The organism is Pseudomonas sp. AF03-9 (genome assembly GCF_020515815.1).
In the GTDB taxonomy this organism is placed as follows: Bacteria; Pseudomonadota; Gammaproteobacteria; order Pseudomonadales; family Pseudomonadaceae; genus Aquipseudomonas.
This window is the reverse complement of the sequence record NZ_JAHPJF010000001.1, coordinates 331,203-355,578: the sequence shown is the minus strand read 5'-3', so window position 1 is coordinate 355,578 and position 24,376 is coordinate 331,203. Positions and strand designations below refer to the sequence as shown.

General features: G+C 61.1%; 23 protein-coding genes. 15 read left to right on the top strand and 8 right to left on the bottom strand.

Going from position 1 to position 24,376, the window contains the following annotated elements; genetic code table 11:
* Positions 1-3 precede the first annotated feature (3 nt).
* The 5 genes from LIY36_RS01630 (at position 4) to gcvH (ending at position 5,860) form a co-directional block, all read left to right on the top strand.
* Entirely contained in the window at positions 4-1,221 is a 1,218-nt protein-coding gene (locus LIY36_RS01630; RefSeq protein WP_226454824.1) for a 2-octaprenyl-3-methyl-6-methoxy-1,4-benzoquinol hydroxylase, read from the top strand.
* Between the two features lie 161 nt (positions 1,222-1,382).
* On the top strand, positions 1,383-2,387 hold the full coding sequence (locus tag LIY36_RS01625) for an extracellular solute-binding protein (protein ID WP_226454614.1): 1,005 nt from the start codon (positions 1,383-1,385) through the stop codon (positions 2,385-2,387).
* A 180-nt stretch (positions 2,388-2,567) separates the two neighbouring features.
* Entirely contained in the window at positions 2,568-4,184 is a 1,617-nt protein-coding gene (locus LIY36_RS01620) for an ABC transporter permease (protein ID WP_226454613.1), read from the top strand.
* A gap of 156 nt (positions 4,185-4,340) precedes the next feature.
* Complete coding sequence (gene gcvT, locus LIY36_RS01615) at positions 4,341-5,423, top strand: glycine cleavage system aminomethyltransferase GcvT (RefSeq protein WP_226454612.1); 1,083 nt, start codon at positions 4,341-4,343, stop codon at positions 5,421-5,423.
* Positions 5,424-5,476: 53 nt separating this feature from the next.
* The gene (gene gcvH / locus LIY36_RS01610; RefSeq protein WP_192297917.1) at positions 5,477-5,860 is read left to right on the top strand and encodes a glycine cleavage system protein GcvH; all 384 of its coding nucleotides are present in this window, start codon (positions 5,477-5,479) and stop codon (positions 5,858-5,860) included.
* A gap of 51 nt (positions 5,861-5,911) precedes the next feature.
* On the opposite strand, the gene LIY36_RS01605 is transcribed toward gcvH, so the two are convergent.
* From LIY36_RS01605 to LIY36_RS01575, 7 genes are all read right to left on the bottom strand, one after another.
* Positions 5,912-7,051 carry a DegT/DnrJ/EryC1/StrS family aminotransferase gene (locus LIY36_RS01605; protein ID WP_226454611.1) on the bottom strand — a complete coding sequence of 380 codons (1,140 nt, stop codon included), beginning with the start codon at positions 7,049-7,051 and terminating at the stop codon, positions 5,912-5,914.
* Positions 7,052-7,207: 156 nt separating this feature from the next.
* Positions 7,208-7,708 (bottom strand): outer membrane protein, encoded by a 501-nt coding sequence (locus LIY36_RS01600; protein WP_268945274.1) that lies wholly within the window; start codon positions 7,706-7,708, stop codon positions 7,208-7,210.
* Positions 7,709-7,831: 123 nt separating this feature from the next.
* Positions 7,832-8,146 carry a DUF2388 domain-containing protein gene (locus LIY36_RS01595; protein ID WP_003176799.1) on the bottom strand — a complete coding sequence of 105 codons (315 nt, stop codon included), beginning with the start codon at positions 8,144-8,146 and terminating at the stop codon, positions 7,832-7,834.
* Between the two features lie 69 nt (positions 8,147-8,215).
* Entirely contained in the window at positions 8,216-8,662 is a 447-nt protein-coding gene (locus LIY36_RS01590; protein ID WP_192297914.1) for an NfeD family protein, read from the bottom strand.
* A gap of 10 nt (positions 8,663-8,672) precedes the next feature.
* A complete protein-coding gene (locus LIY36_RS01585; RefSeq protein WP_010207363.1) occupies positions 8,673-9,593 on the bottom strand; it encodes an SPFH domain-containing protein in 921 nt (306 codons plus the stop codon).
* A gap of 66 nt (positions 9,594-9,659) precedes the next feature.
* Positions 9,660-11,339 carry a GspE/PulE family protein gene (locus LIY36_RS01580; RefSeq protein ID WP_226454610.1) on the bottom strand — a complete coding sequence of 560 codons (1,680 nt, stop codon included), beginning with the start codon at positions 11,337-11,339 and terminating at the stop codon, positions 9,660-9,662.
* 86 nt (positions 11,340-11,425) lie between these two features.
* The gene (locus LIY36_RS01575) at positions 11,426-11,761 is read right to left on the bottom strand and encodes a hypothetical protein (RefSeq protein ID WP_226454609.1); all 336 of its coding nucleotides are present in this window, start codon (positions 11,759-11,761) and stop codon (positions 11,426-11,428) included.
* Between the two features lie 128 nt (positions 11,762-11,889).
* On the opposite strand from LIY36_RS01575, the gene LIY36_RS01570 reads away from it, so the two are divergent.
* A complete protein-coding gene (locus tag LIY36_RS01570; RefSeq protein ID WP_192297911.1) occupies positions 11,890-12,360 on the top strand; it encodes an Lrp/AsnC family transcriptional regulator in 471 nt (156 codons plus the stop codon).
* A 114-nt stretch (positions 12,361-12,474) separates the two neighbouring features.
* Here the strand turns inward: LIY36_RS01570 and LIY36_RS01565 are convergent, their stop codons facing one another.
* Entirely contained in the window at positions 12,475-13,842 is a 1,368-nt protein-coding gene (locus LIY36_RS01565; RefSeq protein ID WP_192297910.1) for a CYTH domain-containing protein, read from the bottom strand.
* A 158-nt stretch (positions 13,843-14,000) separates the two neighbouring features.
* On the opposite strand from LIY36_RS01565, the gene argE reads away from it, so the two are divergent.
* The 9 genes from argE to ssuB all read left to right on the top strand — a co-directional run bounded on the left by argE (position 14,001) and on the right by ssuB (position 24,373).
* Positions 14,001-15,149 carry an acetylornithine deacetylase gene (argE, locus tag LIY36_RS01560; protein WP_226454608.1) on the top strand — a complete coding sequence of 383 codons (1,149 nt, stop codon included), beginning with the start codon at positions 14,001-14,003 and terminating at the stop codon, positions 15,147-15,149.
* 135 nt (positions 15,150-15,284) lie between these two features.
* Positions 15,285-16,586, top strand: coding sequence for an amino-acid N-acetyltransferase (gene argA, locus LIY36_RS01555; RefSeq protein WP_192297908.1), 1,302 nt, complete (start codon positions 15,285-15,287; stop codon positions 16,584-16,586).
* Positions 16,587-17,307: 721 nt separating this feature from the next.
* On the top strand, positions 17,308-18,672 hold the full coding sequence (locus tag LIY36_RS01550; protein WP_226454607.1) for an OprD family porin: 1,365 nt from the start codon (positions 17,308-17,310) through the stop codon (positions 18,670-18,672).
* 296 nt (positions 18,673-18,968) lie between these two features.
* Positions 18,969-19,607 (top strand): peroxiredoxin, encoded by a 639-nt coding sequence (locus LIY36_RS01545; protein WP_177043807.1) that lies wholly within the window; start codon positions 18,969-18,971, stop codon positions 19,605-19,607.
* A gap of 332 nt (positions 19,608-19,939) precedes the next feature.
* Positions 19,940-20,533 (top strand): NADPH-dependent FMN reductase, encoded by a 594-nt coding sequence (ssuE, locus tag LIY36_RS01540; protein WP_159960795.1) that lies wholly within the window; start codon positions 19,940-19,942, stop codon positions 20,531-20,533.
* A gap of 97 nt (positions 20,534-20,630) precedes the next feature.
* Positions 20,631-21,599: a sulfonate ABC transporter substrate-binding protein gene (locus LIY36_RS01535; RefSeq protein WP_192297905.1), complete on the top strand. Its 969-nt coding sequence runs from the start codon at positions 20,631-20,633 to the stop codon at positions 21,597-21,599.
* 25 nt (positions 21,600-21,624) lie between these two features.
* A complete protein-coding gene (ssuD, locus tag LIY36_RS01530) occupies positions 21,625-22,773 on the top strand; it encodes an FMNH2-dependent alkanesulfonate monooxygenase (RefSeq protein ID WP_192297904.1) in 1,149 nt (382 codons plus the stop codon).
* Between the two features lie 8 nt (positions 22,774-22,781).
* Entirely contained in the window at positions 22,782-23,570 is a 789-nt protein-coding gene (gene ssuC, locus LIY36_RS01525; RefSeq protein WP_192297903.1) for an aliphatic sulfonate ABC transporter permease SsuC, read from the top strand.
* The gene (gene ssuB, locus LIY36_RS01520) at positions 23,567-24,373 is read left to right on the top strand and encodes an aliphatic sulfonates ABC transporter ATP-binding protein (RefSeq protein WP_192297902.1); all 807 of its coding nucleotides are present in this window, start codon (positions 23,567-23,569) and stop codon (positions 24,371-24,373) included. Before ssuC ends, ssuB begins: the two co-directional genes overlap by 4 nt.
* Positions 24,374-24,376 lie beyond the last annotated feature (3 nt).

Sequence of the window (24,376 nt, the reverse complement as noted above, 5' to 3'; positions counted from 1 at the left end):
GACATGCGCGCAGATGTGCTGATTGTCGGGGCCGGAATGGTCGGAAGCGCCCTGGCGCTGGCGTTGCAGGGCAGTGGCTTGCAGGTGTTGCTGCTCGACGGCAGCCCGCTGAGCGTCAAGCCGTTCGCTCACGACGCGGCGTTCGAACCCCGCGTGAGCGCCTTGTCGGCCGCCAGCCAGCGCATCCTCGAGCGCCTGGGCGTGTGGGACGGCATCGTCGAGCGCCGCGCCAGCCCTTACGGCGAGATGCAGGTGTGGGACGGCAGCGGCACCGGGCAGATCCACTTCTCGGCGGCCAGCGTGCATGCCGAGGTGCTTGGGCATATCGTCGAAAACCGTGTGGTCCAGGATGCCTTGCTTGAGCGCCTGCACGACTGCGACCTGGGCCTGCTGGCCAATGCGCGCCTGGAACAGATGCGCCGCTCCGGCGATGACTGGCTGCTGACCCTGGCCGATGGTCGCAAGTTGCGCGCGCCGCTGGTGGTGGCGGCCGACGGCGCCAACTCCGCCGTGCGCCGCCTGACCGGCACCGCGACCCGCGAATGGGATTACCTGCATAACGCCATCGTCACCAGCGTGCGCAGCAGCCAACCGCACCAGCGCACGGCGTGGCAACGTTTCACCGACACCGGGCCGCTGGCGTTTTTGCCCCTGGTACGCGATGGGCAAGAGGACTGGTGTTCGATCGTCTGGTCGACCACGCCGGCGGAGTCCGAGCGCCTGATGGCACTGGACGATGAAGGCTTTTGCCGTGAATTGGAGCGCGCCTTTGAAGGCCGCCTGGGCACGGTGATCAGCGCCGACCCGCGTGTCTGCGTGCCGCTGCGCCAGCGCCACGCCAAACGCTACGTGGCCGAAGGCCTGGCGTTGATCGGCGACGCAGCCCACGTGATTCACCCGTTGGCGGGGCAGGGCGTGAACCTGGGCTTTCTCGATGCGGCGACGCTGGCCGAAGTGCTGTTGTCCGCCACCGAGCGCGGCGAACGCCTGGCGGATGTAAAAGTGCTGAGCCGCTACGAGCGCCGACGCATGCCGCACAACCTGGCGTTGATGGCCGCGATGGAGGGCTTCGAGCGGTTGTTCCAGGCCGACCAACTGCCGCTGCGCTGGTTGCGCAATGCCGGGCTGAAGATGGTCGACCAGATGCCCGAAGCCAAGGCCGTGTTCGTGCGCCAAGCCTTGGGCCTGACTGGCGATCTGCCTGATTTGGCAAAACCCTGAGCTTGAAACCCGGTCCCCTGTGGGAGCTGGCTTGCCTGCGAAGAGGCCATCAGCCCCACTATAAATCCTACTCATGCAACATCTGGTAACGCCTCCAGCAAGCGCCGGCAAATGTGAGTCCTTATCATTTGCGCTCTTTTTGCAAATGAGAGACCGCACCCATGTTGGTACCCAAGCGCCTCCTGACTGCCCTGGCACTCACCCTGATCGGCAGCACCACCGTGCAGGCAGCCGACGAAGTGGTGGTCTACTCCTCGCGCATCGACGAACTGATCAAGCCGGTGTTCGACGCCTACACCCAGAAGACCGGTGTACAGGTGAAGTTCATCACCGACAAGGAAGCTCCGCTGATGCAACGCATCAAGGCCGAGGGCGAAAACGCCACCGCTGACCTGCTGCTGACCGTCGATGCCGGCAACCTCTGGCAGGCCGAGCAAATGGGCATCCTGCAACCGTTCACCTCGCCGGTGATCGACAAGAACATCCCCCTGCAGTATCGCTCCTCCAACCACGCCTGGACTGGCCTGAGCCTGCGTGCCCGTACCATCGCCTATTCCACTGACCGGGTGAAACCGGGTGACCTGACTACCTACGAAGCCCTGGCCGACAAGCAGTGGGAAGGTCGCCTGTGCCTGCGCACGGCGAAGAAGGTCTACAACCAGTCGCTGACCGCCACCCTGATCGAAACCCATGGCGCGGCCAAGACCGAAGAAATCGTCAAGGGTTGGGTCAACAACCTGTCCACCGACGTGTTCTCCGATGACATCGCCGTACTCGAAGCGATCAACGCCGGGCAATGCGACGTGGGCATCGTCAACACCTATTACTACGGGCGCCTGCACAAGCAGAACCCGAAGCTGGCGGTGAAGCTGTTCTGGCCGAACCAGGGCGACCGTGGCGTGCATGTGAACCTGTCGGGCATCGGCCTGACCAAGCACGCGCCGCACCCGGAAGCCGCCAAGGCCTTGGTCGAGTGGATGACCACGCCTGAGGCGCAGAAGATCTTCGCCGACGTGAACCAGGAATTCCCGGCCAACCCGGCAGTGCCGCCGTCGGCGGAAGTGGCGACCTGGGGCAAGTTCGTGGCGGACACCTTGCCGGTGGAAGTGGCGGGCAAGCGTCAGGCCGAGGCGATCCGCCTGATGGATCGCGCTGGCTGGAACTAAGTACAATCTGCCAGGCACCGCAGTCCTGAATGTGAGAGCTGGTTTGTGTGGGAGCTGGCTTGCCTGCGATAGCATCACCTCGGTGTATCAGTGATACCGAGGTGATGCTATCGCAGGCAAGCCAGCTCCCACATTGGTTAGCGGCGACTTCAAATTCTTCATTATTCCGAGAGCTTTTCCTTGGCCCACCCCGCCCAACGCCGCTGGTACCTGCCGGTTTTCACCGTCGCCGCCCTGGTGCTGCTGCCGCTGAGCGTGCTGTTGCTGTCGTGGCAGAGTATCGATGTGCAGATCTGGTCCCACCTCTGGGAAACCCAGATGCCGCGCCTGCTGGGCAACACCCTGACTCTGGTGCTGGGCGTCGGCGTCGGTGTGACCCTGCTTGGGGTCAGCCTGGCCTGGCTGACCAGCCTGTGCGAATTCCCCGGGCGGCGCTGGCTGGATTGGGCGCTGATGCTGCCCTTCGCCATTCCGGCCTATGTACTGGCGTTTGTGTTTGTCGGCCTGCTGGATTTTTCCGGGCCGGTGCAAACCCTGCTGCGCGAGTGGTTCGGCACCGGCCTGCGCCTGCCACGCGTGCGTTCCACCAGCGGCGTGATCACCGTGTTGGTGCTGGTGTTCTATCCCTATGTCTATCTACTGGCGCGCACCGCGTTCCTCGCCCAGGGCAAGGGCCTGATGGAAGCGGCGCGGGTGTTGGGGCAGTCACCGTGGCAAGCGTTCTGGCGCGTGGCGTTGCCCATGGCGCGGCCGGCGATTGGTGCCGGCGTGGCGTTGGCGCTGATGGAAACGCTGGCGGATTTCGGCGCGGTCTCGGTGTTCAACTTCGATACCTTTACCACCGCCATCTACAAGACCTGGTACGGTTTTTTCAGCCTGTCGAGTGCGGCGCAACTGGCCAGCCTGTTGCTGTTGGTGGTGATGCTGGTGCTGTACGGCGAGCGCCGTGCCCGGGGCGCCAGCCGGCCGAGCAACGAGCGGCCACGGGGCAAGGCGCTGTATCACCTGCGTGGGCTCAAGGCGGCAGCAGCCAGCAGTTGGTGTGGGTTGGTGTTTGCCTGCGCGTTTGTCATCCCGATGCTGCAACTGGTCGCCTGGTTCTGGCAGCGCGGTCGCTTCGACTGGGATGAGCGTTATTCGGGCCTGATCGTGCATACGCTCTACCTGGGCGGTATCGCTGCGCTGATAACCGTCAGTGTGGCGCTGGTGCTGGCGTTCGCCAACCGGCTGGCACCTACCCGGGCGATTCGCTCCGGCATCAGCCTGGCCAACGTCGGCTACGCCTTGCCGGGCTCGGTGCTGGCGGTGTCGATCATGTTGGCGTTCAGCTACCTGGACCGTGAGCTGGTGGTGCCGCTGTCGGGCTGGCTGGGCGGTGCGGGCAAGCCGTTGCTGCTGGGCAGCCTGTCGGCGCTGGTGCTGGCGTATCTGGTGCGCTTTTTGGCGGTCGCCTACGGGCCGCTGGAAAACAGCCTGGCGCGAATCCGACCCTCGTTGCCGGAAGCGGCGCGCAGTCTTGGCGTGAGCGGGCCACGACTGTTTTGCAAAGTGTATCTGCCGTTGCTGCTACCGGGGACGTTGAGTGCGGCGTTGCTGGTGTTCGTCGATGTGCTCAAGGAAATGCCCGCGACCCTGCTGATGCGTCCGTTCGGCTGGGACACTCTGGCCGTTCGGATCTTTGAAATGACCAGCGAAGGCGAGTGGGCGCGGGCGTCTTTGCCGGCCCTGACGTTGGTGTTGGTCGGCCTGTTGCCGGTGATCGGGCTGATCCGGCGCTCTGCTCGGCAAATCGGCTAGGTGCCAGTCCTACGGCTTGCAGCTACAATGCGCGGCATTCGGTGCGCTCCGCCTTTCTGGCCGGGTTGCTGTAGGTGGTTGCCGGCCTTGTAAATCAAGGCGTTCAGCACGTACGACAACGCTGCGCACCTTCGCCAAGCCCGGAAGGAGAAACCCATGGGACAGCGTACGCCTCTGTATGACCTGCATCTCGCCCTCGGCGCGAAAATGGTCGATTTTGGCGGTTGGGATATGCCTCTGCACTATGGTTCGCAAGTCGAAGAACACCATCAGGTGCGACGCGACTGCGGGGTGTTCGATGTATCTCATATGACCGTGATCGATGTCACCGGCCCCCAGGCTAAGGAATGGCTGCAGCACCTGCTGGCCAATGATGTCGAGCGCTTGCATGGCTGCGGCCGTGCGTTGTACAGCGCCATGCTCAACGAAAAGGGCGGCGTGGTGGACGACATGATCGTCTACCGCACCGAGAGCGGCTACCGGCTGGTGGTCAACGCCGCTACCCGCGACCAGGACATCGCCTGGATGCAGGCGCAACTGGGTGGCTATGGGGTGCAACTGCACGAGCGGTCCGAGTTGGCCATGCTCGCCATTCAGGGCCCCCATGCCCGGCAGAAGATCGCCGAGTTGGTCACCCAGTCCCGCGGCGCCCTGATTCATCAGCTCAAGCCGTTTGAAGGCCTGGCCGATGGCGACTGGTTTATCGCACGCACCGGTTATACCGGCGAGGACGGTTTGGAAATCGTGCTGCCCGCCGAACAGGCCCCGGGCTTTTTCAACGACCTGGTGGGCGCGGGCATTTCTCCCATTGGCCTTGGCGCCCGCGATACCTTGCGCCTTGAAGCGGGCATGAACCTGTATGGCCAGGATATTCACCAGGATGTTTCGCCGCTTGCGGCCAACATGGCCTGGAGCATTGCCTGGGAACCGGCCGAGCGCAATTTCATCGGCCGTACCGCGCTGGAAGCCGAGTTGGCGGCCGGTGTGCAATTCAAATTGGTCGGGTTGGTGCTGGAAGAACGAGGTGTTTTACGCGCTCACCAAGTAGTTCGTATCGCCAATGTTGGCGAAGGGGAGATCACCAGTGGTAGTTTCTCTCCTACGCTGAGCAAATCCATTGCCCTGGCACGTGTACCGACGGCGACAGCTGATCGTGCCGAAGTGGAAATCCGCGGCAAGTGGTATCCGGTTCGAGTGGTCAAGCCGACCTTCGTGCGCCATGGTAAAACCTTGATCTAACCTATTTCCGGCAGGCCAAAGGCCGCTGACACTACTTCTTGAGGACACAGACTATGAGCAATATCCCGGCCGACCTGCGTTTTGCCGAGAGTCATGAATGGGCCCGTCTGGAAGCTGACGGCACTGTGACCGTCGGTATCTCCGACCATGCCCAGGAAGCGTTGGGTGATGTGGTGTTTGTTGAGCTGGCGGAAGTCGGCGCGCAGTTCGAGGCTGAAGGCCAGGCGGGTGTGGTTGAGTCGGTGAAGGCGGCTTCGGATATTTATGCGCCCGTTGCGGGCGAAGTGATTGCCGTCAACGAGGAACTGAGCGGGAGTCCTGAGCTGTTGAACTCCGACCCTTACGGCGCCTGGATTTTCAAGCTCAAGCCAAGCAACCCGGCTGACCTGGAAAAACTGCTGGATGCTGCCGGCTACAAAGCCGCCATCGGCGAATAAGCACGGGTAAAAATCTGGGAGGGGGCAAGCCCCTCCCAGATTGGCGTCTACTCAGGGTTTGAGTACGGCTTTTACGGCCTCCACCGACCGCTCCACATCCGCTTCCGTCATCGCCGTGAACATCGGCAACGACACGATCAAACGTCCCACCTTTTCCGCGACCGGGAACATGCCTTCCTTGAACCCCTGTGCCCGATAAAGGCTCAACAGGTGGATAGGCGGGTAGTGATAGCCGATGCCGACGCCGCGGGCCTGCATCTGCTCCATGAAGGTGGCGCGAGCGGGCAGGCCGTCCTGGCGTTCCGGCAGCACCAGTTGGAACAGGTGCCAGTTGCTGTTCTCAAAATCCGCCGGCGGCAGCTGTGCACCGTATTTCTCTTCGAAGTCGCTGCCGAAGCATTTGAAGTAGTGCCGCGCCAGGTTCTGGCGGTGGGCAGTGATCTCTTCGATGTGGGCAAACTGGCCCAGGCCGATGGTGGCGGCGATGTCGGTCATGTTGAACTTGCCGCCGAGTACATCCACGTCCAAGCCGTCGAAACCGGTGCGTGTTACGCCTTGCAGGCGATACTTCTCTGCCAGGCGGGCTTCGTCGGCATTGTTCAATACCAGGCAGCCACCCTCGGAACAGGTGACATTCTTGTTCGCCTGGAAGCTGAACGATACGAAGTCACCAGTGGCGCCGATGCGCTCGCCATCCCAGCTGGAGCCCAGGGCCTGGGCGGCATCTTCGATGACGCGCAGGTTGTACTTGTTGGCCAGTGCGTAAAGCATCGGCATGTCCAGGGGCAGGCCGGCCAGGTACACCGGGATGATTGCCTTGGTACGTGGCGTGATCGCGGCTTCTACCTGGGCCAGGTCGAGGTTGCGGGTGACCGGGTCGATGTCGGCAAATACCGGCGTGGCGCCCACTTCCAGAATTACGTTGGCGGTGGCGACCCAAGAGATTGGCGTGGTGATGACTTCATCGCCCGCGCCGATCCCGGCGATGCGCAGCGCGATCTCCATGGTGCAGGTGCCCGAGTTGAATGTGCGCACCGGCCGGCCGCCAAAATATTCCGACAGCTGTGCTTCGAACGCCTGCACTTTCGGCCCGCTGGTGATCCAGCCCGAGCGCAGTACATCGCCAACCGCCGAGATGGTGGCTTCATCGATGATGGGTTTGGAGAACGGCAGAAAGGGCTGTTGGCTCATGACGACGAAGGCATCCGTTTCAAAGGGGTAATGAGTGAAAAATCGGTCAGTGCCGGCATAGTTGCACGGTCCGACTGAATATAGCCTGTCCTGCGTGAATGAATCGTCACCGTCGGGTTAAAAATGCCGCTTCAAAAGTGGCATTCTGTGAAGGCTTCAAAAAGAGTAGCGGGCTTCCAGAAACACATTCTGCTCCTTGAGCTTGCCTTTGATTTGTTCATCCCGGGCGTTCACACGGTTCGCAAAGGTGTTGTAGCCGGTTTCAACATCGCCCATTGCGATGTAACGGTAACCAGTGCCCAGTGTGATCTGGTCAGTGACCTTGGCTTCCAGCCCCATGCCTAGGCTATAGGCGAAGTTATGCTGGCGGTTATTGGCGAAACGACGGGTCACATTGGTTTGATAGCCTTCGGCTTCAACACGTGCGACGCCCACCCCGGCCATCCCGTAGAACGACAACCATGGGTTGATCGAGATGTCTTTGTAGCCATTGAGCATCAAGCGTTGGCTCTGGACATGCAGGCTGTTGACGTTGGCATTAAAGGGGGCCCAGTAGGACTTGAATGTCGAGTTGTTCGGCATCGTGTATTCCCCTTCCAGACGCCAGCCACTGTCGAGAATCCTTAGCTTGTTACCCACCCGGATGAGGCTCGACAGGACTTTGCTGTATTGGGCTGTGAAAGCAGGAGTGCTTGTGTAGTGCCCCGGTGAGATTGACTGTAGGAATGGAAGACAAAAAAATGCCGCTGGTTAACAGCGGCATTTTTTATCGAGCACGAATCACTCGGTAACTGCGTTTTTCGCAAGGATGGCGTTGGCCAACTCCATGTCCGTGGCCTGTAGGCCAGGGTTGTCGGCGCGGACTTTCTGCATCGCAGCTTCCAGGTATGGGCCACGGATGCCACCGTCGCTGGCGACAAAGCTGCCTGCATCGTCTTGTGCAGCGACCACCAGTTTGTGGTCTTTGAATGTCAGGTACGTCGAACCGGTAGTGGCGCCCGACGAGATGACATTGCGCCAGAAACTGTCGGCCATGGCTGAACCGACAGGAAGGGAAAGCACAGCAAGGGTTGCGACAGCATATTTGAGACGCATGATGGGTGACTCCGGGTGGGTTATCTGTTCTTTATGATTGTAGTTAGTCCAACCGAGTTCCCTCACTGACTAAACAGTTTCAACCCTCAACACTACGCCGTCCTGACCAACCACCCGGACTTGAGCGCCCACAGGGCTGTCCGGGCCGGTCACCATCCACACGCCATCGCCGACTTTTACCTTGCCTCGTCCATCCACAATCGCCTGGTGCACCATGAAGGTGTGACCGATCAGCTCCGAGCCGCGCTCGTTGAGCCCGGGTTGGTCGCTCACCTTGGCACTGCTGCGCTGGCGCTTCCACCAATACACCGCTGTCAGTATGGACAGCAGCGCAAACAACAGGAGCTGCCACTCCAGCCCCAGGGGCGGCACCAGGAACTTGATCACGCCCACGGCAGCCGCGGCGATACCCATCCACAACAGGTAACCGCCAGCGCCGAAAACCTCGAGAATCAGCAGCACCGTACCCAGTGCCAGCCAATCCCAGAACGACAGATGCTGCAGGAAATCCCACATGGCGCTGGCCTCAGCCTTTCTTGTTGTCGAATGTAGCCTTGACGATCTCGCCGATCCCGCCGACCGCTCCGATCACCTGGCTGGCTTCCAGCGGCATCAGGATGACCTTGCTGTTGTTGGCGGAGGCCAGCTTGCCCAGTGCGTCGATGTATTTTTGCGCGACGAAGTAGTTGACCGCCTGCACGTTGCCCGACGCGATCGCTTCCGACACCACCTGGGTAGCGCGGGCTTCGGCTTCGGCCTGACGTTCACGGGCCTCGGACTCCAGGAACGCGGCCTGGCGGCTACCTTCGGCCTCCAGGATCTGCGCCTGCTTCTTGCCTTCGGCGGTCAGGATCGCCGACGCCCGCAGGCCTTCGGCTTCGAGGATTTGTGCGCGCTTGATCCGCTCGGCTTTCATCTGGCCCGACATGGCGGCCATCAGGTCGGCGGGCGGGCTGATGTCCTTGATCTCGATCCGGGTGATCTTGATGCCCCACGGCGCGGTGGCTTCGTCCACGGTTTTCAGCAGTTTTTCGTTGATGCCGTCACGCTGGCTGAGCATGGCATCCAGCTCCATGGAGCCGAGCACGGTACGGATGTTGGTCTGCAGCAGGTTGCGGATGGCGTGTTCGAGGTTGTTCACCTCATAGGCCGCCTGCGCGGTGTTGACCACCTGGAAGAAGCACACGGCGTCGATCTGCACGGTGGCGTTGTCGGCGGTGATGACTTCCTGGGGCGGGATGTCCAGCACGCTTTCCATCACGTTGATCTTGCGACCGATGCGGTCCATGACCGGGATGATGATGTTCAGCCCGGGCTTGAGGGTATTGGTGTAACGGCCGAAACGCTCGACCGTCCATTGGTAGCCCTGGGGGACGACCTTGAAGCCCATGAACAGGATGGCGATGGCCAATCCCACGAAAAGAAGCAGTACGGTTCCGATCTGCATAGCGATTCCCTATCCGATGTTTTCAGTGAGCGGATTGTAACGGTGTTGTCACCGTTAAGAACGGTTTCACACGGCAACAATCAACGGATTTGTTTCTGAATCCCCAGGCGTCACCCGCAATGCTTCGGCCATCGTCGTCAGGCCGGCGGCGACCTTGTCCGTGGCGGCCTTGCGCAAGCTACTCATGCCTTGGGCAATTGCGCGTTGACGCAAGGCCTGTACGTCGGCACCGGGCGTGATCAGCGCCCTGAGGTCATCATTGAGCACCATGATTTCGTAGACTCCGGCACGCCCCCGGTAACCACTGTTTCGGCATTGCGCGCAGCCAATGGCCTCGTAGGCATCACCCATCGCACGCTTGCAGTGCGGGCATAACAGTCGCACCAAGCGCTGGGCCATCACTCCTATAAGGGTAGCCTTGATCAAATAATGAGCAATGCCCAACTCCTGCAAACGACTGACCGCGCTGGGCGCGTCGTTGGTATGCAGGGTCGACAGCACGAGGTGCCCGGTCAATGCGGCCTGGATCGCCATTTCGGCGGTTTCCTGGTCGCGGATCTCGCCGATCATGATGATGTCCGGGTCCTGGCGCAGCAGCGCGCGGATGCCGCTGGCGAAGCTCAGGTCGATGTTGTGCTGTACCTGCATCTGGTTGAAGGCCGGTTCGACCATCTCGATGGGGTCTTCCACCGTGCACAGGTTGATCTCCCGTGTCGCCAGTTGCCTAAGCGTGGTGTACAGCGTGCTGGTCTTGCCTGATCCGGTCGGGCCGGTGACGAGGATGATGCCGTTGGTCTGGCGTGTCATGGCGTGCCAGCGCTGCTGGTCGTCGCCTGACAAGCCCAGTTGATCAAAGCCCTTGAGCAGCACCTGCGGGTCGAAAATCCGCAGTACCAGTTTCTCGCCAAACGCCGTCGGCAAGGTCGAGAGGCGCAGCTCGACCTCGGCTCCCGCCGGGCTTTTTGTCTTGATCCGGCCGTCCTGGGGTTTGCGTTTTTCCGCCACGTTCATTCGCCCCAGGCTTTTGAGGCGGCTGACCACCGCCATCGTGACCTGGGGTGGAAACTGATACACGTCGTGCAGCAGGCCGTCGATGCGAAAGCGCACGCGGCCTTGCTCACGGCAGGGTTCGATATGGATGTCACTGGCGCGCTGGCCGAAGGCGTACTGCAACAGCCAATCGACGATATTGACGATATGCGCGTCATTGGCGTCCGGCTCCTGGTCGCTGGCGCCCAGGTTGAGCAGATCGGCGTTGCCTGGCGCAGCGAGCTTTTGGTCGGCGCCGCTGACGGACGTGGCCAGGCGATAAAACTCACCGATACAGCGGCGGATGTCCTCGGGGTTGGCCACCACGCGCTTGATCGTACGTTTGAGCACCTGCGCCAGGCCGGCCTCCCAGCGGGTCACGTAGGGCTGGGCGCTGGCGATGGTGACGGTCTGCGCGTCCACGGCCACCGCGAGAATGGTGTGGCGCTGGGCGAAGGCGTGGGACATCAATGGCACTACCTTCGCCACGTCGATGCTCAGCGGATCGATGCGCCAATACGCTTGCCCGGCCTGTTCGGCGAGCCACTGGGTGAGGGTTTCCAGAGGGACGCCCTGGGCGGCGATGCATTCGAGGGGGTGTTGGGTAGGGCAGACCGGCAGTGCCAGCAGGCGTTTCGCCACCTCGGCGGTCACCAACCCAGCGGTGATCAAGGCCGGCAATAAGTGCTGCAATTCCAATCGCTGATCAACGGACATCGAGGTGTTCCTGGGTGACTTGGGGTGTCATCCCAGGCTAGTCAGCCCCTGAACCGCTCAGTGGCGAGGTGTATTGCAGGTTTTTACTAAGCACTCGCCATTGCCGCGGCAGGCTGCGCGGAATCAGCCGGCCACAGTTCCAGTGAACACACGCTGATCAGGTTTCGAATCTTTTCACCGATCACCTGGGCGCGATGCCAGCTCAGGCCATCCATCACGATGTCGAGGGTCAGCAGGTCCTGCTCGCGGCTCATCGTCACCTGTTGCGGCGTCAAAAATTGCAGCGCGAAATAGTTGAGTACCCGGCACAGCACGTCCGGCTCCGCTTCGGCGACGATCTGGTAATGCGCCTGGCAATGGCTGCTGTTGACGGCCCACGCATCGACGCGGGTGACAGGTTGGGTGGTTTCGACGGCGTGCATGGGGACATCTCCACAAGTGATGGGAGAAATTTTTACATTCGCCAGCGGAGATTTCTTATCTAAAATGGGCATGATTTGCGAATAATCGAATCATACAATTCAAGATAAGCACCATAGAAGGTATTTATATGCACAGCGAGCTGGACGCCTACGATCGCCGCATCCTGGCCCTGCTGCAAGAGGACGCCTCGCTTTCCAGCGCGCAGATTGCCGAGCAGGTCGGCCTGTCCCAATCGCCGTGTTGGCGGCGCATCCAGCGGCTCAAGGAAGAGGGCGTGATCCGCGCGCAGGTGACCTTGCTGGACCGCAAGAAAATCGGCCTCAACACGCAGATTTTCGCCGAGGTCAAACTCAACGCCCACGGTCGCTCCAACTTCACCGAATTCACCGACGCGATTCGCGGGTTTCCGGAAGTGCTGGAGTGTTATGTGCTGATGGGGGCGGTGGATTTTCTGTTGCGCATCGTGACTGCGGATATTGAGGCGTACGAGCGGTTTTTCTTTGAGAAGCTGTCGATGGTGCCGGGGATTCAGGAGGTCAATTCGATTGTGGCGCTTTCGCAGATCAAATCCACTACCAGCCTGCCAGTGTTGCGCTGACCCTGTGGGAGCGGGCTTGCTCGCGAAAGCGGTGTGCCAGTCAGAAATCAGCTAACTGACCCACCGCTTTCGCGAGCAAGCCCGCTCCCACACAAGCCCGCTCTCACATTTGGATTACAGACGCAGCAGAGTCTTCCACGCCCGGTTCTGATACACCGCAATCGCCTGATGCATCCGCGCATCCAGCGACTCATCGGTGATCGGCTGGTTGGCCAGTTGCGCCAACTTGTTCAGCTCGCCGTACAGGCGGTCCAGTTCCGGGATGTCCACCACCTGACGCGCATGGTGCAGCCAGGCCTGGATGCGTTCGATGCGCGGCAGTTGCTCGGCGAGGTCTTCCGGCTGTTGCTGGTAGCGCGGCAGTTGCAGGGCGACGGCGTCGTCGGCCAGCAGGCGCGGCAGCCAGTTGGTGATTTGCGCCGCGCCCTGGCGGTTGCCGCGCACGTTGCGGTCGGCGGTCCAGGTGCGGGCCAGCAGCCAGCGGGAGGCGTTGAGTGAGAACAGGCCCCAGCGCACGTCCTCCAGTTCCTCGGCGAATTGCTCCGGCGCGGCCTTGCGGATGTCTTCGTCGTCATCGCCGGCTTGCACCAGTGGGCGCCAGTCTTCCAGCAGGGCGTCCAGTGCACTGCGCAGTTCGCTGGTGGATTGACGCGGTGCGGCCTGGCCGAGGCTGCCGACCAGGGCGCGCATTTCGCCGAGGTTGTCGACCCAGTCTTGCAGCAGGCGCCAGTGGCCATTGAAACGGTATTGCTCGGCCAGGCGCTGGCTGCTGCCGAGCAGGTGCCACATGATCGCGGCGAAGGCATCGTCCAGAGGCATTTCGGCGTGGATCTGCGGCGCGGGCAGGCTCAGGGAGTAGCTGCTGGCGTCATACAGACGGTAGCCGCGTTCGGCCTTGCTGATGTCACACGGCATCAACGCCAGGGTCGCGGCCAGTTCGGCGGCCAGTTCCAGCAGGGCGGCCGGTTCACCTTCGCGCAGTTCCAGTTCCAGCTCGCAGATTTCTTCTTTCTGCTTGCCGACCACCACGTGGCCCAGGTCGAGTGCGGCTTCGATGACTACTTTGGCCTTGCCACGGCCCCAGGCGATTTCGGCGCGTTCCCGCACGAAGTCGGTGGTGAAGATCGGCTTGAGGGTCTTTTTGTCCAGTTCGGCCAGTTGCTCGGGCCAGCATTCGCCGTCGAGCTTTTTCACGTCGAGCTTGGCTTTGGGCAGGTCCCAGTTGTACTCGTTGCGTTCCGACAAGCCGGCGATGCTCTGACCGCGGGTCTTGAGGGTCTGGATGATCTCGTCACCGTCCTTGCGCAGGCGCAGGGCGACTTTGGCCTGGGCCAGGTCGCGCTCGGGGGTGTCGAAATACTGGTTCATCAACTCACGGCGTTCCCAGCCACTTTTGTTGCGTTTTTTCAGTAGCGGGTGCTCACGCAGCGCGGCGAGTGTTTCGCGGCTGACGCGGAGCTTGATTTCGGTTTCTTTCTGCATGGCCGGAAAATCCAGGATCGGGAGCGCAGCCGGGGAAAAGAGTGGCTGCCAAGGTCGTGCAGTGTACAGGACTGAGCCCGGCAACGCGCCGCAACGGTTTATTGTGTCGTACAGATGGCTCTATAGTGGGACTCATCCGGGAAGTTGAGAGGCCGCGCATGCCGTTACCGTCCATGAAAGAACAGTTCGCTGCGCTGATTGCCGCGCCGTCGGTCAGTTGCACCCAAGCGTCTCTGGACCAGAGCAACCGCCCGGTGATCGATTTGCTCGCCAGTTGGCTGGGGGATTTGGGTTTTGCCATCGACATCCAGCAAGTCAGCCCCGGCAAGTTCAACCTGCTCGCCAGCTTCGGCAGCGGCCCCGGTGGCCTGGTGCTGGCGGGGCATAGCGATACCGTGCCGTACGACGCGGCGTTGTGGAAGACCGATCCGCTGAAGCTGACGGAAGTCGACGGCCGCTGGGTAGGATTGGGTAGTTGCGACATGAAGGGTTTTTTCGCCCTGGCCATTGAAGCGGTGCTGCCGCTGCTGGAGCAACCGTTCAAGCAACCGCTGCTGATCCTCGCCACCTGCGATGAAGAAAGCTCCATGTCCGGCGCCCGTGCGCTGGCCGCAGCCGGACGCCCGCTGGGCCGTGCGGCTGTGATAGGCGAGCCGACGGGCCTCAAGCCGATCCGTCTGCACAAAGGCGTGATGATGGAACGCATCGACATCCTGGGCCGCAGCGGCCATTCGTCGGACCCGAGCCTGGGCCACAGCGCCCTTGAAGCCATGCACGACGCCATCGGCGAACTGCGCGGCCTGCGCCAGACCTGGCAGCGCGAGTACCGCAACGCGCAATTCAGTGTGCCGCAGCCGACGATGAACTTCGGCTGCATCCACGGTGGCGACAACCCCAACCGCATCTGCGGCCAATGTTCCCTGGAGTTCGACCTGCGCCCGCTGCCGGGCATGGACCCGCAGGTGCTGCGCGATGCCATCCGCCAGAAGCTCGAACCCCTGGCCGAGCGCCATCAGGTGAAGATCGACTACGCGCCGCTGTTCCCCGAAGTGCCGCCGTTCGAGCAGCCCGAAGACGCCGAGCTGGTGCGCGTGGCGGAACGATTGACCGGTCATCGTGCCGAAGCAGTAGCGTTCGGCACCGAAGCACCTTATCTTCAGCGCCTTGGCTGTGAAACCCTGGTGCTCGGCCCTGGCGACATCGCCTGCGCCCATCAGCCGGGCGAGTACCTCGAAATGTCACGCTTGACGCCTACAGTGCGTCTATTGCGGGAACTGATCGAACATTACTGCCTGAAACCTGCATAAATTAACCCCTGTCTGTTCGTACATAGAAGGAGAGCGAGCGTGTCGCCAAGCCTGTTCCGACGATAACCATCAGCCTGCTGTGCGCTTTCACGATTGTTCCTTTTTCGGCTGCTTTTTATTACAGGCCCAGGTGTTATGCCCGACTACGTTAATTGGCTTCGTCACGCGTCCCCTTACATCAACGCCCACCGCGACTGCACCTTTGTGGTCATGCTGCCCGGCGACGGTGTGGAACACCCCAACTTCGGCAATATCGTCCACGACCTGGTGCTGCTCCACAGCCTGGGCGTGCGGCTGGTGCTGGTGCACGGTTCGCGCCCGCAGATTGAAACCCGCCTTGAAGCCCGCGGCCTCACTCCGGCTTACCACGAAGGCTTGCGCATCACTGATGCCGCCACGCTGGAGTGTGTTATCGACGCGGTCGGCCACCTGCGTATCGCCATCGAAGCGCGCCTGTCGATGGACATGGCCTCTTCGCCAATGCAGGGCTCGCGCCTGCGGGTGGCCAGCGGCAACCTGGTAACCGCACGGCCGATCGGCGTGCTCGAAGGCGTGGACTACCACCACACCGGTGAAGTGCGCCGGGTCGACCGCAAGGGCATCAACCGCCTGCTCGACGAGCGCTCCATCGTGTTGCTGTCGCCGCTGGGTTATTCGCCCACCGGCGAGATCTTCAACCTGGCCTGCGAAGACGTCGCCACCCGCGCCGCCATCGACCTGGGCGCCGACAAGCTGCTGCTGTTTGGCGCCGACATGGGCCTGCTCGATGAAAACGGTCGCCTGGTGCGTGAACTGCGTCCGCAGCAAGTACCGGCGCACCTGCAACGCCTGGGCAGCAGCAACTATCAAGCCGAATTGCTCGATGCCGCCGCCGAAGCCTGCCGTGGCGGGGTAGGGCGCAGCCATATCGTCAGCTACGCCGAAGATGGCGCGTTGCTCACCGAACTCTTTACCCGCGACGGCGGCGGCACGCTGGTGGCCCAGGAGCAATTCGAGCTGGTGCGTGAAGCGGCGATTGAAGACGTGGGCGGCTTGCTGGATTTGATCAGCCCGCTGGAAGAGCAGGGCATTCTGGTACGCCGCTCGCGGGAGGTGCTGGAGCGTGAGATCGAGCAGTTCAGCGTGGTCGAGCGCGAAGGCATGATCATCGCGTGTGCGGCGCTGTATCAGATCGCTGATTCGGACGCGGGCGAGCTGGCCTGCCTGGCGGTGAACCCGGAGTACCGCCACGGCGCGCGCGGCGACGTATTGCTGGAGCGCATCCAGACCCGTGCGCGGGCGCAGGGTTTGAAGACCTTGTTCGTGCTGACGACCCGCACCGCTCACTGGTTCCGCGAGCGTGGGTTCGTGCCGAGCAGCGTGGATCGCCTGCCATCGGCGCGGGCGTCGCTGTACAACTATCAGCGCAATTCGAAGATTTTCGAAAAGGCGCTGTAAACCCGGCTTTCAAGCCAATGCAGAGGGGGCTTGCCCCCGATAGCGGAATGTCAGTCAGTCCATCTGATATTGATACTCCGCCATCGGGGGCAAGCCCCCTTTTGCATTTGCCTGGCTGGGTGCCCATGCCCCCTGCGACAACGTGACTGCCGTTGCGGGCTATCCATGCTTCAGAAAGCTTGATTTGCGCCTATACGATGAGCGCGACGATGGATAGATTGCGCGAAGTGGCGACCGAGAAGATTTGAACCGAGGTTGCCGATGGGCAAATCGGCTGGCTTAGACAGCAGAAGAAATTATTAGTGACACTAAAACTGTAACAAATTGACGGGAGGATATGCGTTTGGCCATGATGGCGTCGCCTTTTTGATCGTGGGTGACGTAAGAAACGATACGGCCACACTAATCGGTCTAAAAAAGCGTCGAAAAATACCCTTTAGGAATTAGCTTGTGGAGCGGGTCGTCTACGCTGACCGGTCCATGTCGCACAAATGCTTATTCCCAAATCGTATGAAAAAGAATGAAACAATTCTTTTTGGGTGTATGAAAAACTCATTACCCTGCAGGGACCAAATCAACTGCTGTTAGACGAAGGTAGTAGACACACAAGGTTACGATTGACTTGCCAGTCACTATCCGGTGCTAATCGCGCATCTGTGGATCAAGGGCGTCAGACCCGAGACCAAAGAAATACAAAAATTAGAAATGAGAGGAGCGGTACATGAAGAAGTCCACCTTGGCTTTGGCTGTAGCTTTGGGCGCAATCGCCCAGCAAGCAGGCGCTGCCGGTTTCATCGAAGACAGCCACGCCACCCTGAGTGCGCGTAACTTTTACATCAACACTGACAACCGCGATGGCCAGCCATCGTCCAGCTCGAACACCCGTAACAAGAACGCTGAATGGGGCCAAGGCTTCGACCTGCGTTTCATCTCGGGTTACACCCAAGGTACTGTTCAGTTTGGCGTTGACGCGATCGGCCTGTACGGCGTGCGTCTGGATTCGAGCCGCGCTAACCACGGTAACTACAACGGCACTGCTTCAGGCGGCACCGTGTTCCCGAGCGATGGCAACGAAGCGGTCAACGATTTCGCCAGCCTGGGCGTGACCGGCAAGGTCAAGATCTCCCAGACCGAACTGAAGCTGGGCACCCTGCAGCCTAAGCTGCCGGTTATTGTGACCAACGATGGTCGTCTGCTGCCACAGACCTTCCAAGGCGGCCAGATCACTACCAACGACATCAAGGATCTGACCTTGGTTGCTGGCCAGGTCGAGAAGGCCAAGGGTCGTAACTCCAGCAACAACGAAAACCTGTCGATTGGTGGTGCCAACGGTAGCTCGAACTACAACACCGGTACTTTCGTTAACAAGTTCTACTATGCAGGCGGTGACTACAAAATCACCAAAGACCTGACTGCCCAGTACTACTACGGCAACCTGGAAGACTTCTACAAGCAGCACTTCCTGGGCCTGACTCACAACTGGGCAATCGGCCCGGGCGTTTTGAAGTCTGACCTGCGTTATTTCAACAGCTCTGACGACGGTAAGAACAGCAACACCCCTGCCTACTACAGCAGCGGTAACTACAACGGTTTTGCGTCGGGCAAAGGCAAAGTCGACAACAATCTGTACAGCGGTCTGTTCCTGTACTCCGTTGCCGGTCACACCTTCGGTGGCGGTTATCAGGTCAGCAATGGCAGCAGCGACTTCCCATGGCTGAACCAAGGCGACGGTTCGTCGGCTTACCTGACCACTGACATGCAGATCCAGAAGTTCGCCCGTGCTGGCGAGCGTACCTGGCAAGCTCGCTACGCTTACGACTTCGCTAAAGTCGGCGTACCTGGCCTGACTGCTGGTGTTGTCTACCTCAAAGGTACCGATATCGACACCGTCACCGCCACCCGTGCTGAGCTGACTGGTCAATCCGAGTGGGAACGTGACATCACCGTTGCCTACGTGATTCCAGAAGGCCCGCTGAAAAACCTCGGCGTTGCCTGGAAAAACGCGATGTGGCGTACCGACCTGGCGAACACCCGTTCCCAGGACGAAAACCGCCTGATCGTCAGCTACTCGCTGCCACTGTTCTAGTAGCGTGAAGCTGTTGTAAGACTGTTTGTAAAACCTTGCCCGGCGCAACGCCGGGCAAGGTGTCTTGCCTTTCAAGTCGGGCCAAACCCCCGCAAGCCCTTCCTGAACCCCTCTTTGTACAGCGTCTCAAGGCCTTCTCGAACCTTGGAAACGATGGTGCGCCTCGCGCATGGCCGCGTCCAATGAACACATTTTTAATATTCCTTTATCGTCTAGATAAATCGATATTTATTCTTTTTAAATAATCTGCAACCCATGCACAGTAGGCTCCATAAGCACTCACCAGGAGCCATACCATGAGCCTAAGACTGGGCGACATCGCCCCCGACTTCGAACAGGATTCCAGCGCCGGCAAGATTCGTTTCCACGAATGGTTGGGCGATAGCTGGGGGGTGTTGTTTTCCCATCCGGCGGACTTCACTCCGGTGTGCACCACCGAGTTGGGCTTCACCGCCAAGCTCAAGGACGAGTTCGCCAAGCGCGGCGTCAAGGCCATCGCCCTGTCGGTCGACCCGGTGGATTCGCACCACAAGTGGATCGAAGACATCAACGAAACCCAGAACACCATCGTCAACTTTCCGATCCTGGCGGACGCCGACCGCAAGGTCTCGGACCTGTACGACCTGATCCACCCGAACGCCAGTGACACCCTTACCGTGCGCTCCCTGTTCGTGATCGACCCGAACAAGAAGATTCGCCTGACCATCACCTATCCGGCCAGCACCGGGCGTAACTTCCACGAAATCTTGCGGGTGATCGACTCGTTGCAGCTGACCGACAACTACAAAGTCGCCACGCCGGCCAACTGGCAGGATGGTGATGAAGTGGTGATCGTGCCGTCGCTCAAGGATGAAGAAGAGATCAAGAAGCGCTTTCCGAAGGGCTATCGCGCAGTGAAGCCTTACCTGCGCCTGACCCCTCAGCCCAACCGCTAACGCAGAACCAATGTGGGAGCGGGCTTGCTCGCGAATGCGGTCTGTCAGTCACAGATGTGTTGTCTGACCCACCGCTTTCGCGAGCAAGCCCGCTCCCACACAAGCCATCCTTCACATTTAAATCGTATTTCAAGGCTCACAATGCAGGGGTTTTCAGGCCGTTTTCACGGCCTTTTTTTTCGCCCGGCGTTTCATTGTCCATATATGCATTTAAAGAATAAACAAATGAAAAAATAAGATTTATAGATATATAAATCTGCTGATAAGGTCTGTTCCATCTTGGCGCCATCGCCACACAGCGAACCGCCGGCACTTGCTCAAGGAATTACTGCATGTTGGTCGTAACACTTGGAGGCAGTCCCAGCCAGCGTTCCCGCTCCGGGGTGTTGCTGGAAAAAACCCGTCAGTGGTTGCAAGACAAAGGTGTGGAAGTGGTGAGTTACCAGATTCGGGACTTCCCGGCTGAAGACTTGTTGCACGCCCGTTTCGATAGCCCCAAGGTCATCGACCTGCTGCAACAGGTCGCCAACGCAGACGGTCTGGTGATCGCCACGCCGGTGTACAAGGCCTCGTTCTCCGGTGCGCTGAAAACCGTGCTGGACCTGCTGCCCGAACGCGCCCTGGCCCACAAGATCGTCTTGCCAATGGCCACCGGCGGCAGCATCGCCCACATGCTGGCGGTGGACTACGCCTTGAAGCCGGTGCTGTCGGCGCTCAAGGCCCAGGAATTGCTCCACGGCATCTTTGCCGAGGACAGCCAGATTGCATACGCCGAAGGCAGTGCCCAGGCGCAGTTGGTGCCGGTACTCGAACAGCGTTTGCACGAAGCGCTGGAAACGCTCTACGGCGCCATGGCCCGTCGCCCGAAACCGCTGGACCCCCATGTGTTGAATGAACGTTTGTTGAGTGCTCGCTGGAGCATTTGAGCCTCACCGCACTAAAAAGATTTACTCACCTTACTCAGCCGCCAACGGCCAAGCAGGTGCAGCCAACCCCCTAAACGCATTATTTGGAGAGAGCGCCATGCGCACTGCCATCTTGCGTCGTGGCCTGGTCGCACTGTTTGCTGCGGCTGTGTCCTTCGGCGCCATTGTTCAAGCCCAAGCCGCCGAGACCCTGCGGATCGGTTATCAGAAATACGGCACGCTGGTGCTGCTCAAGGCCAAGGGCACGTTGGAAAAACGCCTCGCCGCCCAAGGCGTCAACGTGCAGTGGACCGAGTTCCCAGGCGGCCCGCAATTGCTCGAAGGCCTCAACGTCGGCTCCATCGACTTTGGCGTCACCGGCGAAACTCCTCCGGTGTTCGCCCAGGCCGCCGGTGCCGACCTGCTTTATGTCGCCTACGAGCCGCCAGCGCCGACCAGCGAAGCGATCCTGGTGCCGAAAGACTCGCCGATCAAATCCGTGGCCGAGCTCAAGGGCAAGAAAATCGTGCTCAACAAAGGCTCCAACGTGCACTACCTGCTGGTACGTGCGCTGGAAGACGCCGGCCTCAAATACACCGACGTGCAGACCGTATTCCTGCCGCCCGCCGATGCCCGCGCCGCGTTCGAACGCGGCAGCGTGGACGCCTGGGTGATCTGGGACCCGTATCAGGCCGCCGCCGAGAAACAACTGCAAGCGCGCACCCTGCGTGACGGCACCGGCATCGCCGACAACCATCAGTTCTACCTGGCCACCAAGCCTTACGCCGAAAAACACCCGGAAGTGGTCAAGGCGCTGATCGAAGAAGTGCGCGCCGTGGGCGAGTGGTCCAAGGCCAACCCGCAGGAAGTCACTGAACAAGTCGCACCGCTGCTCGGCCTGCCGGCCGACATCACCCTGACCTCGGTGAAACGCCAGGGCTACGGCGCGCTGTTCCTGACGCCGGAAGTGGTCGCCGCCCAGCAAAAAATCGCCGACAGCTTCTACCAACTCAAATTGATCCCCAAACCCTTGAGCATCAAGGACGTGATCTGGACGCCACCCGCCGCCGTTGCCAAAGCGCCGTAATCCGACTACTTCAGGAGACAACTCCATGAGCCTCAATATTTTCTGGTTCCTGCCTACCCACGGCGACGGCCATTACCTTGGCACCGCCGAAGGCGCTCGCGCCGTTGATCACGGTTATTTGCAGCAAGTGGCCCAGGCCGCTGATCGCCTGGGCTTCGGCGGGGTGCTGATCCCCACCGGGCGTTCGTGCGAAGACTCGTGGCTGGTGGCCGCGTCGCTGATCCCGGTGACCCAGCGTTTGAAATTCCTTGTCGCCCTGCGCCCCGGGATCATCTCCCCGACGGTGGCGGCGCGTCAGGCCGCGACTCTGGACCGTCTGTCCGGCGGTCGCGCGTTGTTCAACCTGGTGACGGGCGGGGACCCGGAAGAATTGGCCGGTGATGGTTTGTTCCTGAGCCATGAGGAGCGTTACCAGGCCTCGGTGGAGTTCACCCGCATCTGGCGCCGCGTGCTGGAAGGCGAAACCGTGGACTATGACGGCGAGCACATCAGCGTCAAAGGCGCCAAATTGCTCTACCCGCCGATCCAGCAGCCGCGTCCGCCGCTGTACTTCGGTGGTTCCTCCGACGCGGCCCAGGACTTGGCGGCCGAACAGGTGGACATGGTGCTGACCTGGGGTGAGCCGCCTGCCGCCGTCGCGGAAAAAATCGCCCAGGTACGGGCCAAGGCCGAGAACCTTGGGCGCACCCTGCGCTTCGGCATCCGCTTGCATGTGATTGTGCGCGAAACCAACGAAGAGGCATGGAAAGCCGCCGACAAGCTGATCTCCCACGTCGACGACGACACCATCGCCCGCGCCCAGGCCTCGCTGTCGCGTTTTGACTCGGTGGGCCAGCAACGCATGGCCGCATTGCACGGCGGTAGCCGCGATAACCTCGAAGTCAGCCCCAACCTGTGGGCCGGCGTCGGCCTGGTGCGCGGCGGTGCGGGCACGGCGCTGGTGGGCGACGGCCCGACCGTCGCGGCGCGGGTCAAGGAATACGCGGACCTGGGTATCGACACCTTTATCTTCTCCGGTTACCCACACCTGGAAGAGTCGTACCGCGTCGCTGAATTGCTGTTCCCACATCTGGATGTCGAACGTCCCGAGCTGCCCAAAGGCGCCGGGTACGTCAGCCCGTTCGGCGAGATGGTCGCCAACGACATCCTTCCCAAAGCTGCGTCGGCGAGCTGAGGCGGCCCATGAACTATGAAAAATTGAGCCATCGCGTGGCGCCCTGGGTGCTGCCGATCCTGTTGCTGGCGATATGGCAGCTGTCGGTGTCGGCCGGTTGGTTGTCGACGCGCATTCTGCCGGCGCCGAGCGCAGTGATCGCAGCTGGTGTCCACTTGGTGGCCAGCGGCGAAATCTGGACGCACCTGGCCATCAGTGGCTGGCGTGCGGGCCTGGGGTTTGTGATCGGTGGCGGCATCGGTTTGGCCCTGGGCTTTATCACCGGCCTGTCGCAGTGGGGCGAGCGCCTGCTAGACAGCTCGGTGCAAATGATCCGCAACGTGCCGCACCTGGCGCTGATCCCACTGGTGATCCTGTGGTTCGGTATCGACGAGACCGCGAAGATTTTCCTGGTCGCCCTCGGCACGCTGTTCCCGATCTACCTGAACACCTACCACGGCATCCGCAACGTCGACCCGGCGCTGGTGGAAATGTCGCGCAGCTATGGCTTGTCCGGGTTCAGCCTGTTCCGTCAGGTGATCCTGCCGGGTGCGCTGCCTTCGATCCTGGTGGGGGTGCGCTTTGCCCTGGGCTTTATGTGGCTGACGTTGATCGTGGCGGAAACTATCTCCGCCAGCTCGGGCATCGGCTATCTGGCAATGAACGCCCGGGAGTTCCTGCAAACCGACGTGGTGGTGCTGGCCATCGTGATGTACGCGATCCTCGGCAAGCTCGCCGACCTCGCGGCGCGTGGCCTGGAGCGTGTGTGGCTGCGCTGGCATCCGGCGTATCAAGTAAATAAAGGAGGTGCGGCATGACTGCTCAACAACCTCCGCGCCTGCTCAAGGGGATCCCGCTGGCTGTGCGCAAGCTGCGCAAGGCCTTTGGTGCGCGGGAAGTGCTCAAGGACATCGACCTGCATATTCCGGCCGGTCAATTCGTAGCGGTGGTCGGTCGCAGCGGTTGCGGAAAAAGTACCCTGCTGCGCCTGCTCGCCGGCCTGGACAAGGCCAGCAGCGGTGAGCTGTTGGCTGGTTCCGCGCCGTTGAGCGAGGCGATTGAAGACACGCGGCTGATGTTCCAGGAAGCACGCCTGCTGCCGTGGAAAAAGATCATCGACAACGTGGGCCTGGGCCTCAAGGGCAACTGGCGCCCCAAAGCGTTGGAAGCCCTGGAAGCGGTCGGCCTGGCCGAGCGTGCGAATGAATGGCCGGCGGCCCTGTCCGGCGGCCAGAAACAACGGGTGGCCCTGGCGCGCGCCTTGATCCACCAGCCGCGCCTGTTGCTGCTCGACGAACCGTTGGGCGCACTGGATGCACTGACCCGTATCGAGATGCAGCAACTGATCGAAAACCTCTGGCGCAAGCACGGCTTTACCGTGTTGTTGGTGACCCACGACGTGAGCGAAGCCGTGGCGATTGCCGACCGGGTGATTTTGATCGAAGACGGCGAAATCGGCCTGGACCTGATCGTCGACCTGCCACGCCCGCGCGCCCGGGGTTCCCATCGCCTGGCGGCGCTGGAAGCCGAAGTGCTCAACCGTGTGCTGTCGCTGCCCGGCACGCCGCCGGAACCCGAACCTGTTTCACCGCTGCCTACGCAATTGCGTTGGGCTCAATAACTC